The following is a 14143-nucleotide window of genomic DNA, read 5'->3' as shown; positions in this document are numbered from 1 at the left end:
GTAGATTTCATTGGAGAATAAGGATAAAGAAGGGATATGTAAGTCATTCTTCTCTTCTCTCCGTGTCCTCCGTACCCTGACGGGCATGATGTATCCGTGGTGATTTCTCTTAAAAGGAGGTGGAACCATGGCTGAAAAGAAAGGTACGCCGCTGGCCGGACTGTCCGGCTTTACGGCAGAGGTTTTGGCCAAGCTGGCCGCTTATTGGATCGAAACCTGCGAAGACTTGGCCAGCGCAGCCGTCGGTGAGGGCGGCCTGGCTGGTTTGGTAAACGCGCTCGGCATGAGTCAGGACGATGTGGTCAGGCTGGTTGCCACTGCCCAGGCGGCCCTGCCGCCCACGGTTTCCTTCGCGCCCGGCGACTTGCAGCCGCATGGTCTGGGCGCACTGGATGAGCGCGAACCCGGTGAGGAGAAGAAGGAGCCGCCTTCCTTTGCCCCTTTACCCCCAGGCATTGACCTGCGCAGCGGCTTTGGGCCGGTGCGCAACCAGGGCCAGCGCGGCACCTGCGTGGCGCATGCCAGCGCCGCCGTGCGCGAATATCTGCTGGGGCAGCAGCCGCCTGCGTTGGAGTTTTCCGAGCAGTTCCATTACTGGGACTGCAAACAGCATGACCTGATTCCCACCCTGCCGGGCACCTACATCCGCACGGCCATGGCGCGCCTGCAGGATAACGGCATCTGCCTGGAAGAAGCCTGGCCGTACAATCCCAATCCCATCCCCGGCAACGAAGGCCAGGGACCGGCCCCGCAAACCGCCGTGGACGGCGCCGGCAAATATCGCATCACCGCTTCCACCCGGCTGGTACCCACGGATATCGAAGGGCTGTGCTCCGCACTCGCGCGCGGCAAACCGGTGGCTTTTGCCGTTCCGGTCTACAACTACTGGTTCGCCGAACCGGTGCGCTCCTCGGGCGACGTGCGCCTGCCGCTGCCCGGCGAGCCGGTCGCCGGCGGGCACGCCATGTGCATGGTCGGTTACCAGCAGAATGAGGTCGTGCCCGGCGGAGGCTTTTTCATGGTGCGCAACAGTTGGGGCGAGGGCTGGGCCTCGAACAGCACCATCGCGCCGGGCTACGCGCGCATTCCCTTTGCCTACATCTACCAGTACGCCAACTCGGCGTTCACAGCCGAAGCCTCGACTGAACCGTTGCCGGAGACCCGCAAGGGTTGGTGGGAAGCCTTCATCGATTGGCTGCGCCGGCTTTTCGGCGGCTGATTTCCGGCCGGCAACCCGCGACAGGGAAGGAGAAGTTCGCATGATCCTCACCGGCATGACCGCGCGTCCCAACTTCAGTATGGCTGAAATCCGGATCCTGGCGCCGGCCCAGAAGGGAAAGCCTTACCGGGCCGCGCTCAGGGTGGAGGGCTGGCGCGAGTTCCCGCCGCGCAACCTGCATCTTGATTTAGCTCGCCTGGCCTCACAGGAGGCGGATCCGCAGGCCTACGGTAAACTGCTGGGCAGGAAACTCTTCGCAGCAGGCGGCCTGGGCGCCGATTACCGCGAAACGCTGGCGGTGATGCAATCCCGGGACGAGGATTTGCACCTGCGTCTGGCCGTCGAACCGGCTGAACTGCAGGCGGTGCGCTGGGAACGCGTCTACCAACCCATCGGCGAGAAGTGGCAGCCGCTGGCCGTCACCGCCGACACGCCTTTCTGCCGCCAGGCGGCCAGCGGAGCGTGGGCGCGGCCAGCCGCGGTCCACGAGCGCCCGCTGCGCATGCTGGTGGTGATCTCCTCGCCGGAAGGCATTCAGCAGGACTACAACCTGGCGCCGATCGCACCCTCTGAACGCCGTTTGTTGCGCCAGAAACTGGATGGGCGGGCTGAGCTGAGTGTCACCTACCTGGAAAGCGGCACGCCGGACCCGCCCACCCTGAACGCGCTGCGGGCAGCCCTGCAGCAGGGCGTTCACCTGATCCATTTCCTGTGCCACGGCGCGCTCGTCCCGGCCGGCAGCGTGCTCTTCCTGGAAAAGGACGACCGCAGCGCCGATCCGGTCACCGCCGGGCGGTTGGCGGAGACTTTTTCGACGGTAAACCAACCGCCGCTGTTCGCCTTCCTGGCGGCCTGCGAAAGCGCGCGCTTCGATACCGGCTCGCCATTCCAACCCCTCGGGCTGGAGCTTGTGACTCTCGGCGGCGCGGCGGCGGCGTTGGCGATGTTCGACAAGGTCAGCAAGGATACCGCGCACGCCTTTGCCGGGCAGTTCTACACGCGCCTGTTTCTGCACGGCATGGCGGACGCCGCGGCCAACGAGGCCCGCCAGGTCATTCAAGAACGCTGGGACTGGGGCGCGCCGGTGCTGTTCAGCCGCCTGGAGGACAATCAACTGATCGATTTTCCGGTCGGCCAGATCTATGCGAATGTGCTGGAGCACAACGACCAGGCTTTCGAAGTCTTGCGTTCCGCGCAGCAGGCGGCTCAGGAGCAGGGTTTGAGCAGCCTGAATGAGGTCAACGCCTTGATCAAGGAATTGAGCAAGAGCCACCGGCTGCTGGCTGACCTGACGGGTGATTTCCGGCGTCTCGGCCGCGATCCGGCCACCTTCGCCCAGGCCTTCGAGCCGTACTATTACCAGTTCAAGGGTTTATATGACGGCGAAACCTGGACGCACGCGGGCAGTTCCTGCTTCGAGATCGGCATACTCGGCAACAAGGTCATGCAGACGGTCGGCCCGTACCTGAAGCCCGAGCAGAGGGATGCGCTGCAGCAGGAGTTGAAGGTGCAGGAGAGCAGCGACTTCGATTTGCTGAAATTCTTTCGCGAATTCCTGGATCAGATGGACGCGGCCGTCGAGAATATCTGGACCTTGATCCAGGAGGGGCGCCCCAACCAGGCGGTGCAGGCCAGGCTGGCTTTCGAGGCCCAGATCAGCCCCAGTCTGCGGCGTTCGAAGGCGATCTTCGATCAAATGATGGGCTCGCTGCATTATGCCAGTAAGGCATAGGAGAAGAAGCCACAGAGATCACAGAGTTCACTGAGAAGAGATTTTTGATAGAGTAAGAGTATAAGAAATGAAGACCTGTAGTAATGACGGAAGCCATTTCTTGACGACTGACGTCGTGACTACCAGGACAAACCTCAAATTTCTTCCCACTCGGGTGGAATCAAGCCAACCGCATACGCGATGATATCGCGGTGTTGGGGTTGGATGAGTCCATCCAGCCAGCGGCAGGTATAGCGGTAAAGCCCCAACCCGGCGCGGGCGCGCTGCCCGATGTCGGCCGGCTCGAAGCCCATCAGGATGCGTTCGAGGCGCGTCCATTCGGGCGGCGCGGCCTGCTGGACCTGCTCGAAAAAGCGGTTTTCGCTTTCGATCAGCACGCCCAGGTGTACGGCCGCTATCAAATTGAGATTGTAATCCAGGCCGATGACGCCGTACAACGCAGCGCCTTCGTCGTTGCGCTGCAGCGCGCCGAAGACCTTGGTCACTTCTTCGCTGTTGTTCAACAACGTTTCGCTGATCCAGGCGGCGGCTTCGACCGGGTGGGCCGCCGGATCGTAGGCCGCGGCCTGCGCCTTGAGCTGCGCCAGCCCACCGGAGCGGTCGAAGAGCACCCAGGCCTGCCGGAAGCCGGGCGCGGCCCAGATGGCGCGCTGCGGCTTCTGTAGCTCCGCCATTTTTTCGCTCAGCACGGCCGTGGTCAGGCTGACCAGGCGGCGCTGGGGTAATTTCAGGCTGTAGCGGTGGGGTTCCGCGACCGGCGGCTCGACGAAGCGGTACAGGTCGATATCGCTGGTTTCGCCGGCGCAGTCGCGCGCGAAGCTGCCGGTGAGGGCCAGCGCCTGGCAGCCGGGCACCAGCCCGGGTAACAGGCCAGCCAGCAGGCTGCGCAGCGGTTCGGACGCGACCGGCAGCCCGGCCCGCAGGCGTTCCCAGTCGAAGCGGTGCACGCGGTAAACCAGGTGGCGATTGAAGTCCGAGTCGTATTCGCGCACGCGCAGCCCGCCGACCCGTTCCTGCATGCGGATGGAGGGCAGATTGGTCCAGGCCGGATCGGCTTCCACCGCCAGCACGGGGGCGTGCGTGAAGAGATAATCCAGCAACCCCTGCTTGACTTCGACGCCGTAGCGCTGGCCCCAGAATTCGGGGCTCAATTTGACATCCGTCAGGCTGATGCCCTGCTCATCCGGCCAGCCCAGCATGCACTCGCCGATCGGCTGGCCACTGGATCGCAGGGCGACGATCAGGGTTTTGTCATATTCGGATGGGTCGTACCCTCGGATCTTGTTTTCGATTTGGACGCGGTTGATGGGCAGGCCGTCTGGAAAGCCGACATTGGTCATCACGCGCGGGTCGTGCCACAGGCGATCGAGGAAGGTGGCATCTTCCGGCATTGCGCGACGAATGCGCAGTCGCGCGGTGGTGAAGATTTCAGAGGAAATATCCATGCAGATTAACCACGAAAGTCACGAAAGACATGAAAAAAGAAGAATCCTGCCAAATGATCATGAGTCCATTCGGGAAGAATAATGGGCTGTCAAAAGTAGCCAATCGCTGACAGCTGAAAGCTATTCGCTAGAAGCGAATTGCTAAAAGCGAATTGCTAAAAGCTAAATCCTCGGCGGCCAGATCGTCCCGGCGTAAACGCGGCTTTCACCGGGCACATCCGCCTTGACGGTGGCGCCGTTGCCGATGCGGGCCAGTTTGCCCACGGTAAGGTGCAGGTTGATGGTCGCGCCCATCCCGATTTGCGCATAGTCTTCGATGGTCACGTTGCCGGCCAGCATGGCGCCCGGCGAGAGATTGACCACATTCCCAATTCGGCAGTCGTGAGAAATGATCACACCCGCATTGATCACGGAGCCGAATCCGATGTGCGCATCGCTGCCGACGTAGGCCTGAGCCAGCACCTGCACGCCGGGTTCCAGCACGGCGCTGGGTTCCACATACGCGGTGGGGTGAACGACGGCCGGAAAAACGAAGCCGGTCTCGGCCAGTTGTTCGAAAATTTTGATGCGCACATCCGGGTTGCCGATGCCGCCCACGCCGTTGACAGCCAGACGAACGCCGCGTTTGTACAGGTCGGACAGCATATCGGGGCCGCCCAGCACGGGCACGCCGACGATGTGTTCGCCGGCGGCCAGCACATCATCGATCACGCCGACAACGCGGTACAAACCGAGAGATTGCACCAGTTCGATCAGGGTCTTGCCGTGCCCTCCGCCGCCAAAGATCAGGATGGCGGTGGGATCGAAGCTGGTATGGAATTGATCTGCAAGGGATTCAGCCATGGCGCACCCGTTTCTTCTGAATCAGAGGTGGTCTAGGTCGGATAAATCACACTCTTAATTGTAAGCAATTAATGTAATAGCCGTTTAGTGAGATATGTCAAATGTATAGCGCCAGGGCCGGCTCTTCCAGGGCTCTGGGACATAATCGATGCCGATGCGCGGGCTGGTATGAACTCGATCGGGTGAGATGATCTCTCCGGCCTCGATCCACAGGCCGCCATTTGGAACGGTCAGGTTGCAGCCGTTGAGCGCGCCGTCGATGCCCAGCGCGCGGCATAATTTGGCCGGACCGTCCGTCCAGTGCCCGGCAGCAACCCCGCTGCGGCGCGCAGCGATGAGATCCAGCCCGCTCAAGGGGCGGATGGCGCGAATGAGAATGGCGGACGGCTCGTTTTCGGGCATGCAAACCACGTTCAACATCCAGTGCATGCCGTAGGTAAAATACACATAGGCGCGTCCGGGCGGACCGTACATGACCGCGGTGCGCGGCGTGCGTCCGGCGCGGGCATGACAGGCCAGGTCTTCCTCGCCGCGGTACGCCTCGACCTCACAGATGATGCCGGAGATCGTAACGCCGTTCAGGCAGCGCATCAGGCGGGTGCCCAACAGGTCAGGCGCCACGGCTAGAACGTCGCGAGCGTAAAATTCAGCGGGCAGCGCTTCGGCCATGCGCTTACTTCTGGCGGATATGCGGGTCTTTTTCCAGCGTCAGGCGCAGGCCGTCTTCGAGCGTGGTCAGGGGCTGGTAGCCCAGTTTTTCCTGGGCCAGATGGATATCGGCGCACAGGCGCGAGGGGCCGCCGTCGTTGCGCGCGTTATAAACGATTTCCGGTTTACCGCCGGTGATGCTGTTGACGAGCTGAGCCAGATTGCGCACGCTGGTCTCCTGGCCGCTGCCGACGTTGATGGTTAGGCGGTTGACGCCCGGCGCGGTGGAAGTCGCCACCATGGCCGAGACGACGTCGTCGACGTAGACGTAATCGCGCGATTGGCTGCCGTCGCCGTGCAGCACCAGGGTGCCGTTTTGCAGGGACTGGCGCAGAAAATAGGGGATGACCGGCGCGTGCACCGGCGGGAGGTGTTGGCCGGGCCCGTAGGCGTTGAAGACGCGCAGGCAGACCGTTTCGATTCCCCACAGGCGGCCAATGGTGTTGACGTAGTATTCGGCGGCCAGTTTGGACACGGCATACGGCGAGCGCGGATCGGGGCGGGCGTCCTCCCGGGCCGGCTGGGTCTCCTGATTGCCGTAGACCGCGCCGGAGGAGATGAACACCACGCGGCGCACGCCCACGTCGCGCATGGCTTCCATCAGCGACACTGTACCCGAGACGTTGACCTGGTTGTACTCACGCGGGTAGAGCACCGATTCGGGCACCAGCACGCGCGCTGCCAGATGATAGACGCAGTCCACGTCCTGCAGCAGCGTCCACAGCTTGGGACGGTCGTTGACATCGCCGCGCGTGAAATGCACTTCTTCGGATAAAGCGGCCGGATCGCCGGTGGAGAGATCGTCCACCCCGCGGACGGTATGCCCCTGCTGGGCCAGACGGTTCGAGAGCGCCGCGCCCAAAAAGCCGGCGGCTCCAGTGATCAAATAACGCATACGCGATTTTTCCAGTGTGAGGATTGTATTGCCGTGTCAAGCGATTATAGCATATCTGACCGTTCGTGAGCGCGCACCTGGTTGTCATGGTTTCCGATTTGGAAAGCGGGCCCCGATTTGCTACAATCTGACTGTATCCGGAGGTGGCGCTCATGAACGAACGGCTTCAACGCGTGGAAGGACTGCTGGCCGAACTGTACGGCGCGCGGCGCGGGGCGGATTTGCTGCCCGAAGTGAAGGATCTCCTTGAACGCTATCGCGGGCGCATCCCTGCGCCGCGCTCGACCGGTCTCAGTCAGCGCGATGCCATCCTGATCACTTACGCCGATCAGGTGCAGCAGCCCGGTCAGCCGCCACTGGCCACGCTGGCCGATTTCAGCCGCGCTTATTTGAAGGGCGTGGTCAGCGGGTTGCACATCCTGCCGTTCTACCCTTCCACCTCGGATGACGGCTTTTCGGTCAGCGATTACACCCGCGTCGACCCGGCGCTGGGCGGCTGGGAACACATCCGGCAGTTGGGCGGCGATTTCCGGCTGATGTTCGATGCGGTTTTCAACCACGCTTCGGCGCAGGGGGAATGGTTCCAGGCCTACCTGCGCAACGACCCGGCCTACCGCGATTTCTTCATTGCCGTGGATGACCAACCCGATCTGTCGCAGGTGGTGCGGCCGCGCGCGCTGCCGCTGCTGACCGTCTTCACCGCCGCGGACGGTCCGCGCCAGATCTGGACGACGTTTTCGACCGACCAGGTGGATCTGAACTACGTCAACCCGCGCGTGCTGCTGAGCATGCTGGACGTGCTGCTGTTTTACGTCGGGAAGGGCGCGGAGTTGATCCGCCTGGACGCGATCGCCTACCTGTGGAAGCAGATCGGCACGCCCTGCATTCACCTGCCGCAGACGCACGCGGTTGTGCAGCTCATGCGCGCCGTGCTGGATGGGGTGGCGCCGCACGTGATGCTGGTCACGGAGACGAATGTGCCCCACGCCGACAACATTTCCTATTTTGGCGACGGCGCCAACGAGGCCCAGATGGTCTACAACTTCCCGCAGCCGCCGCTGGTGCTGCATACGCTGCGCAGCGGCAACGCCTCTGCGTTGAGCGCCTGGGCGGCCGGGCTGAAGCCGCCCTCGCCGGGGACAACTTTTTTCAACTTCCTGGCTTCGCACGACGGCATCGGGCTGAATCCGCTGCGCGGCATTCTGCCGCCGGCGCAGATCGAAGCGCTGGTGCAGGCGGCGCTGGCGCACGGCGGGCGGGTATCCTACAAGCACAACCCGGACGGCTCGCAAAGCCCGTACGAACTCAACATCAATTATTTCGACGCCCTCTCCGACCCGGCCGGCGGCGAGGAGGAGGGTAAACAGGTACGGCGCTTCGTGGCGGCGCACGCCATTTTGCTCGCGCTGCAGGGTGTGCCCGGCATCTACTTTCATTCCCTGTTCGGCTCGCGGGGCTGGCCGGAAGGGATCACCAAAACCGGGCAGAACCGCAGCATCAACCGCCAGAAACTGGTGCTGGATGAACTGGAAGCCGATCTGGCTAACCCGAGCGGGCGGCGCCGGATGGTGTATGACTGGCTGGCGACGATGCTGCGGTTGCGGGCTGCTGAGCCGGCCTTCGATCCGCAGGTGGGGCAGGAGGTGCTGGACGCGGGACCGGGCCTGTTCGCGCTGCGGCGCGGCGACCTGACCTGCCTGGTCAACGTGACCGGACGGGCCGTCGAAATTCCGGCGGCCCTGCGGCGCGGCGTCGATCTGCTCGGCAGCCGCAAACCCGAGGTGCTGGAGGCTTATGGTATACGGTGGTTGAAAAAATAAAAATCACCACGGAGACATTATGCCCGTAAGGGTACGGAGGACACGGAGAAGAGAAGAAAAGTAGCAGAGATGAAAAGAGAAAAGATGAAAAAGAGAGTAAGATAAGGCACCAGGAACAAGGGAGCATTGAAAATGCGATCTCTCGTACCATCTCTGGCAACATTCAGCAGGAATTCTCCTTTTTTATGATTTCTTCTCCGTGTTCTCCGTACCCTTACGGGCATAATGTCTCCGTGGTGAATACTCTTTTCACCCAAAGAATTCCACGGCGACGCGGTTGAACTCATCGGGCGCGTCGCGTTGCGGCCAGTGCCCGCAGCGCGGCAGCACGGCCAACCGGATGGCCGGATTGCGCCGCACGGCTTCGCGCGCGGCCGCGATCGGAACCAGGGTATCCTTTTCGCCGTGGATGATGAGCGTGGGCATGTGCAGTTCGCCGATACGCTCCATGTAACAGGTGCGCACCCGGTCGGGCAGCACATCGGCGTGCTGAATGTCTAGGAAGGCTTTGCCGGCATCCGGCTGCTGAATGATCCTGAACACCTCGTCGACCAGTTCGTCTGTGATCGACTCTTTGCGCGCCAGGATGTAACTCAGCGTCCAGCGCGTCAGAGCCCGGCTCTTGCGCAACAGAGCGTAGCTCCACTGCATCAACCAATCGGCCTGCACCAGGTCGTAGGAGAGGCGTTGAAGCGGCAATTTTTCCGCCAGGCCGTAGGCATCCACCAGCGCCAGGCTTTCCACCCGTTCGGGGTGGGCCAGCGCGAAGCCCAGGGCTGCGCCGCCGCCCAGCGATAGCCCCATCAGGCCGCTGCGCTGCAAGCCCAACGCGTCCAGCACCGCGCCAGTGAACTGGATGTAGAAATCCATGCTGTTGGGCAGCGGATTAGGCTGGCTTTCGCCGTAGCCTGGCCAGTCGAAAGCGATTACGCGCCGGTGAGCGGCCAGGGCTGGCATGGCCAGCCGCCAGGAGAGCAACGCGCCGTCCACGCCGCCGCCGTGCAACAGCAGCAGCGGTTCGCCGTTGCCGAGCGCGTAGGCGCGAATTTGAAGACCGTTGACGCTCAGCCAGAAAGATTCAAATGAATCAGGAGTAGACGAGTTCATGAATGTGCCTTATAGGATCGCAATGTTTACGGAAAATGGAGATTGCTCTGGAGGGTGAAGAAGCCGGGCCAATCCGATTTACTGCAATACTATACCGCGAAAATGGCGAAATTTTTATATTGATTCTGGTCAATTCTTAAGGTAAATGTTTGTTATTCCGCTTGAAATGTGATTCTTTCCTGGCTATATTGTACTTAAGTTGTAAATTTTCTGGATAAATTCGTGTTTCTCGCACCGAAAACCCGGCCACAAAAGATGGAACCCCCAGTTGACAGGTTGAAGATAGTTACAATCATCCGGGTATATAAAAGATAAACCCCGGCCAGTGTTTGATTTTTAAATCAGGTATTTTGGCCTTTCCCCATTGGCGGGCAAAAGATAAATATCCTCCAGGAAACGATCCATGCTCACAAATCCGAAATACTCGACCCTCTATCTTTCAATCGTTATCATCCTTGTCCTATCTTCCTGTACATCCGGCATGGAAAAACCAATCGCTTCGACGCAGCCCCCCGATCAGGCGTCGGCAACTGCAACGCCCAACCCGGCTACCCCATTCGATTTACCGCCGTCCAAAAAGGGCGGCGAAACCCCTGCCGGAACGCCCACCTTCGCGATCACGCCCACCCCTACCCTGCAAAGAATGTCCCCCGACCTGGTTGACGCATCAGAAATAATCGATCTGGAGCACGTTTCCGCCTATCCACTGGGAAAAATAGTTTCTGCAACCATTGCACTGGATGATGATTTTATCTATTGGGTTGACACCGAAAATCCCAAGGCACTCTACCGGACACCCCTCGGCGGCGGTGCTTCTGAAAAAATTATCGAATCGGTCTATTCAGATGGCCGTCTGGATTGTAATAAATTTCAAATCAGCGAAGATTGGCTCGTCGTGTGTGACACGCCCACCTCAAACGATCTGGGCGAATGGAAAATTCGAGCCGTGAACCTGAAAGATAAAGCAGAAATCCTTTTGTTGGATGATGAAAACGGCAGGATCGTATTCAGCATGTTTGATATCTCTCTTAATGGGCATAACGCCATTTGGACGTACGCCAGAACCACGCCAGATTTAAAAGACCTGGATGAAATGGTGATCGAAGCGATCGATTTTGACACGGGCGAAAGGCGCGAACTCATGCGCACGAAGATCGAGGGTTCCATCTGGCCTGTCCTGAGCCTATCCGGGAACCTGGCGATCGTCGAACAGGACTTCGAAGATATCTATGGCGGAGGGACCGACCTTCATTTGATGGATATCACCGATGGAACGCTGAAGGATTTGTCGCTGGGCGAGAAAAGCTGCATGCCCGAGATCGCTTACCCGTGGGCGGTGTGGAAATCCGGCGCCAGGTACGCATTTTGGATTAAAGCTGTGCTGCATAATTTGTCGAACGGCCAGGAATTCTATATTCGAAATGAAGGGGTTGAGCCTTCCGATCCGAAAATCGATGGTACCAGGGTGTATTGGACCGGGAGTATTCGGTCCACTCATGGGATTACGAACGCGATCTATATTTATGATATCGGGGAAAACAAGATCTACGTTCTTCATGCACCCGGAGAGGATCAGTATTACCGATTTGTCGCCATTCGAAAGAATACCATCGCCTGGGTGCGGGTGACCGAAATGTCCAAAGCGGTCAGCGATATTTATCTGGAATGGACCACCTTTCGATGAAGAAACCGCGATAACAATATTTGACGCACTCCGATCCTGTGAAAAAGTAAAAGAAAACGATCCGATTGAAGGAATGTTTCGTAGATTGAATGGTTTGGCTATTGGTTGACAGAACCGAAAATGGCAGTATAATGATTACCAATGGTAATTACCATTGGTAATCTAAACCCTGGAGGGAACTCATGACTGAATCCGGTTGTTTGATTCGCCCGCTGGCGCCATCCGATCAAATCCCGGTGATGGACATCTTCAACTATTACGTCGAAAATGGATTCGCCGCCTATCCCGAACGGCCGTTTCCTTATGAATTCTACGAACGCATGCTGGCCGGCACGCAGGGATATCCGACCGCAGCCCTGGAGTCGCCGCAGGATGGCGTGATTGGCTTTGGGTTCATCAAACCCTATCACCCCATGCCTGCATTCCGCCAGACCGCTGAAATCTCCTATTTCATCCGGGCGGAATATACCCGGCTGGGACTGGGCAACCAGATGTTGAATTATCTGATCGCGGAAGGCGCCAGGATCGGGATTACGAATATTCTGGCGCAAATCTGCTCGTTGAACGAACCCAGTTTGAAGTTCCACCAGACGCACGGGTTTCAGGAATGCGGCCGATTCCTGGGGGTGGGGCAGAAGAAGCAGACCCGTTTCGATGTGGTCTGGATGCAGCGGCGCATTGCTTGAGCAGGGCGAAGATGCAAAGAGCGGACATTATTCAAGCCACCCTGGAACTCATTCAGGAGAAGGAAAGCGCGAGTCGGGTCAATTTGCGGGCAGTCGCCCGCGCCCTGGGGTGCGCGCATACCAACATTTACAACTATTTCGATGACTTCGACGATCTGCTCTGGGCGGCGCTGGATACAGCCGGGGATCGATTCATCGCGGATGTCACCGCCGGGGTGAAGTCAACCCGTGAAACGACAACCAGCCTGAACCGGTTCTTTGCCGGGATCATTGATTTCTACCTGGTCCACAAGGGCTGGCTGAGGTTGTTCTGGGCTGATCCCCTCAAAGGCCCTCGCCCGGTTGAAAGTGCGGCCCTTGGCGAAAAACGGGTTGCATCGCTGGCGCTGCTTTTCGGCGACGCCGTCCAGGAGACCTGCGGAATCAACCTGCCCCAGACTGAGGCTTATCATTTATTGCATGAGGTACATTGTTATTTATACGGCGAGATGTCGATCAACATCTCGGGCAGAGGCCTGATCCCGGAAGAAAATGCATTTCGAGCCCACCTTCTACAGGAATGTTTAACCCTGACGGATCTTCTAATTCGTTAGAATATCCGTTCACCGGGAGGTGGAATCGAGTATTGCCTTTTCCCATCCGGCTGATTTTCTCTTTGGTACAATTCCCTCATGCGCAACCATCGAATTTATCTGGCTCTCGTGCTGGTCTGGCTGCTGCCGGCGCTGGCCTGCAACCTGCCTTCGCGGGCCCGCATGCTGGCTCGCGAAACGCCCGCTGACCTCGAAATTGTCACCCAGGCGCCGGCTGCGACGGCCAGCACGGACGTGGCGTTGGTATCGCCGCTGGGAACCGAACTGGCGCAGCAGGGCGAGATCTTTCCGGACAGCGAGGTTGTCAATTCACCGGCCGCGCTGGGCTTCGACGTGGCGTCCGTTGTGGCCTCAGCCGGCGGTTACCTGAGCACCTACACCGAAACGGTGGACGATGAAACGATGAGCGGCGCGCAGATTGTGCAGCGCATCGCCGATGAGACCTCCACCAACCCGCGCCTGCTGCTCGGGCTGCTCGAATTTCGTTCCGGCTGGGTGTTCGGCCAGCCCAGGGCGGACAGCGAACCCGAATATCCGCTGGGCTTCGAAAACCCGGCCATCCAGGGACTGGATGCGGAGCTGCGCTTGGCGGTGCGCTATCTGTCGCAGGGTTATTACGGCGAGCGCGCCGGCCAGCTCAGTCAACTGGTCTTCCCGGACGGGGTCAGCATCGACCTGCCCGCGAACGCCAATCCGGGCACGGCTGCGCTGTACGCGCTGTTTTCGCGCCTGCTGCCGTTCGTCGATTGGCAGGCGGCCATCACCGGTCCGGACGGCTTCATTCGATTTTACACGGCGCGTTTTGGCGATCCCTGGCAGCGCGCCGTCGAGGTGCTGTCGCCGGCCGGCCTTACCCAGCCGCAGCTCGATCTGCCCTTTGCGGCAGGCGAGACCTGGGCCTTCACCGGCGGCCCGCACATCGATTGGGGCGTGGGCAGTCCGCTCGGCGCCATCGACCTGGCGCCCATCGCTGGGACAGGCTGCAAACCGGCTCCCCAGCAGGCCCTGGCGGCGGCTTCCGGGGTGGTGGCGCGTTCGGAGCGCGGCGCGCTGGCGCTGGACCTGGACGGTGACGGGAACGAGCAGACCGGCTGGGTGCTGATCTATATGCACCTGGCCAACCGCGCGCCGGTTGGGACGCGAGTCGCCCCCGGCGATCCGCTCGGCAATCCATCCTGCGAGGGCGGCAACGCCAGTGGGGCGCACGTTCACCTGGCGCGCAAATACAACGGCGAGTGGCTCGGCCTGGACCGCATCCCCTTCGTGCTTTCCGGCTGGCAGGTCGAAGCCGGTGAAAAACCTTACCAGGGCCGCCTGGTGCGCGGCAATCAGTTGGCCACCGCCAGTCCCAGCGGGATGCAGGGCTCCTCGGTCTTTCGTTAATGATTTCAGCGATTTCGTTTCAACAAAC

At 60.2% G+C, this 14143-nt stretch carries 12 protein-coding genes; 7 read left to right on the top strand and 5 right to left on the bottom strand.

From position 1 onward, the window contains the following. Positions 1-127 precede the first annotated feature (127 nt). The gene (locus LARV_RS18435) at positions 128-1219 is read left to right on the top strand and encodes a C1 family peptidase (protein ID WP_075075020.1); all 1092 of its coding nucleotides are present in this window, start codon (positions 128-130) and stop codon (positions 1217-1219) included. A 40-nt stretch (positions 1220-1259) separates the two neighbouring features. Then, positions 1260-2951 (top strand): CHAT domain-containing protein, encoded by a 1692-nt coding sequence (locus tag LARV_RS18430; RefSeq protein WP_075075019.1) that lies wholly within the window; start codon positions 1260-1262, stop codon positions 2949-2951. A gap of 134 nt (positions 2952-3085) precedes the next feature. Here the strand turns inward: LARV_RS18430 and LARV_RS18425 are convergent, their stop codons facing one another. The 4 genes from LARV_RS18425 to LARV_RS18410 form a co-directional block, all read right to left on the bottom strand. Continuing rightward, on the bottom strand, positions 3086-4396 hold the full coding sequence (locus LARV_RS18425) for a GNAT family N-acetyltransferase (protein WP_075075018.1): 1311 nt from the start codon (positions 4394-4396) through the stop codon (positions 3086-3088). Between the two features lie 162 nt (positions 4397-4558). Further along, the gene (locus tag LARV_RS18420; protein WP_075075017.1) at positions 4559-5239 is read right to left on the bottom strand and encodes an acetyltransferase; all 681 of its coding nucleotides are present in this window, start codon (positions 5237-5239) and stop codon (positions 4559-4561) included. Positions 5240-5323: 84 nt separating this feature from the next. Further along, complete coding sequence (locus tag LARV_RS18415; protein ID WP_075075016.1) at positions 5324-5908, bottom strand: DNA-3-methyladenine glycosylase; 585 nt, start codon at positions 5906-5908, stop codon at positions 5324-5326. Positions 5909-5912: 4 nt separating this feature from the next. Then, positions 5913-6842 (bottom strand): NAD-dependent epimerase/dehydratase family protein, encoded by a 930-nt coding sequence (locus LARV_RS18410; RefSeq protein WP_075075015.1) that lies wholly within the window; start codon positions 6840-6842, stop codon positions 5913-5915. A 152-nt stretch (positions 6843-6994) separates the two neighbouring features. On the opposite strand from LARV_RS18410, the gene LARV_RS18405 reads away from it, so the two are divergent. Further along, positions 6995-8662: a sugar phosphorylase gene (locus tag LARV_RS18405; RefSeq protein WP_075075014.1), complete on the top strand. Its 1668-nt coding sequence runs from the start codon at positions 6995-6997 to the stop codon at positions 8660-8662. Between the two features lie 249 nt (positions 8663-8911). Here the strand turns inward: LARV_RS18405 and LARV_RS18400 are convergent, their stop codons facing one another. Beyond that, on the bottom strand, positions 8912-9769 hold the full coding sequence (locus LARV_RS18400; protein ID WP_075075013.1) for an alpha/beta fold hydrolase: 858 nt from the start codon (positions 9767-9769) through the stop codon (positions 8912-8914). Between the two features lie 481 nt (positions 9770-10250). On the opposite strand from LARV_RS18400, the gene LARV_RS18395 reads away from it, so the two are divergent. The 4 genes from LARV_RS18395 to LARV_RS18380 all read left to right on the top strand — a co-directional run bounded on the left by LARV_RS18395 (position 10251) and on the right by LARV_RS18380 (position 14115). Continuing rightward, positions 10251-11453 carry a hypothetical protein gene (locus LARV_RS18395; RefSeq protein WP_152031846.1) on the top strand — a complete coding sequence of 401 codons (1203 nt, stop codon included), beginning with the start codon at positions 10251-10253 and terminating at the stop codon, positions 11451-11453. Positions 11454-11635: 182 nt separating this feature from the next. Continuing rightward, positions 11636-12139, top strand: coding sequence for a GNAT family N-acetyltransferase (locus LARV_RS18390; protein ID WP_075075011.1), 504 nt, complete (start codon positions 11636-11638; stop codon positions 12137-12139). Positions 12140-12150: 11 nt separating this feature from the next. Beyond that, entirely contained in the window at positions 12151-12732 is a 582-nt protein-coding gene (locus tag LARV_RS18385) for a TetR/AcrR family transcriptional regulator (protein ID WP_075075010.1), read from the top strand. A 78-nt stretch (positions 12733-12810) separates the two neighbouring features. Beyond that, the gene (locus LARV_RS18380) at positions 12811-14115 is read left to right on the top strand and encodes a M23 family metallopeptidase (RefSeq protein ID WP_075075009.1); all 1305 of its coding nucleotides are present in this window, start codon (positions 12811-12813) and stop codon (positions 14113-14115) included. Positions 14116-14143: the final 28 nt, after the last annotated feature.

The organism is Longilinea arvoryzae (assembly GCF_001050235.1).
In the GTDB taxonomy this organism is placed as follows: Bacteria; Chloroflexota; Anaerolineae; order Anaerolineales; family Anaerolineaceae; genus Longilinea; species Longilinea arvoryzae.
The sequence above is the reverse complement of the archived record's forward strand: the minus strand, read 5'-3'. Positions and strand labels throughout refer to the sequence as shown.

Coding starts and splice junctions, on each gene's coding strand:
- LARV_RS18435 (WP_075075020.1), top strand. CDS start 128: ATGGCTGAAAAGAAAGGTACGCCGCTGGCCGGACTGTCCGGCTTTACG.
- LARV_RS18430 (WP_075075019.1), top strand. CDS start 1,260: ATGATCCTCACCGGCATGACCGCGCGTCCCAACTTCAGTATGGCTGAA.
- LARV_RS18425 (WP_075075018.1), bottom strand. CDS start 4,396: ATGGATATTTCCTCTGAAATCTTCACCACCGCGCGACTGCGCATTCGT.
- LARV_RS18420 (WP_075075017.1), bottom strand. CDS start 5,239: ATGGCTGAATCCCTTGCAGATCAATTCCATACCAGCTTCGATCCCACC.
- LARV_RS18415 (WP_075075016.1), bottom strand. CDS start 5,908: ATGGCCGAAGCGCTGCCCGCTGAATTTTACGCTCGCGACGTTCTAGCC.
- LARV_RS18410 (WP_075075015.1), bottom strand. CDS start 6,842: ATGCGTTATTTGATCACTGGAGCCGCCGGCTTTTTGGGCGCGGCGCTC.
- LARV_RS18405 (WP_075075014.1), top strand. CDS start 6,995: ATGAACGAACGGCTTCAACGCGTGGAAGGACTGCTGGCCGAACTGTAC.
- LARV_RS18400 (WP_075075013.1), bottom strand. CDS start 9,769: ATGAACTCGTCTACTCCTGATTCATTTGAATCTTTCTGGCTGAGCGTC.
- LARV_RS18395 (WP_152031846.1), top strand. CDS start 10,251: ATGGAAAAACCAATCGCTTCGACGCAGCCCCCCGATCAGGCGTCGGCA.
- LARV_RS18390 (WP_075075011.1), top strand. CDS start 11,636: ATGACTGAATCCGGTTGTTTGATTCGCCCGCTGGCGCCATCCGATCAA.
- LARV_RS18385 (WP_075075010.1), top strand. CDS start 12,151: ATGCAAAGAGCGGACATTATTCAAGCCACCCTGGAACTCATTCAGGAG.
- LARV_RS18380 (WP_075075009.1), top strand. CDS start 12,811: ATGCGCAACCATCGAATTTATCTGGCTCTCGTGCTGGTCTGGCTGCTG.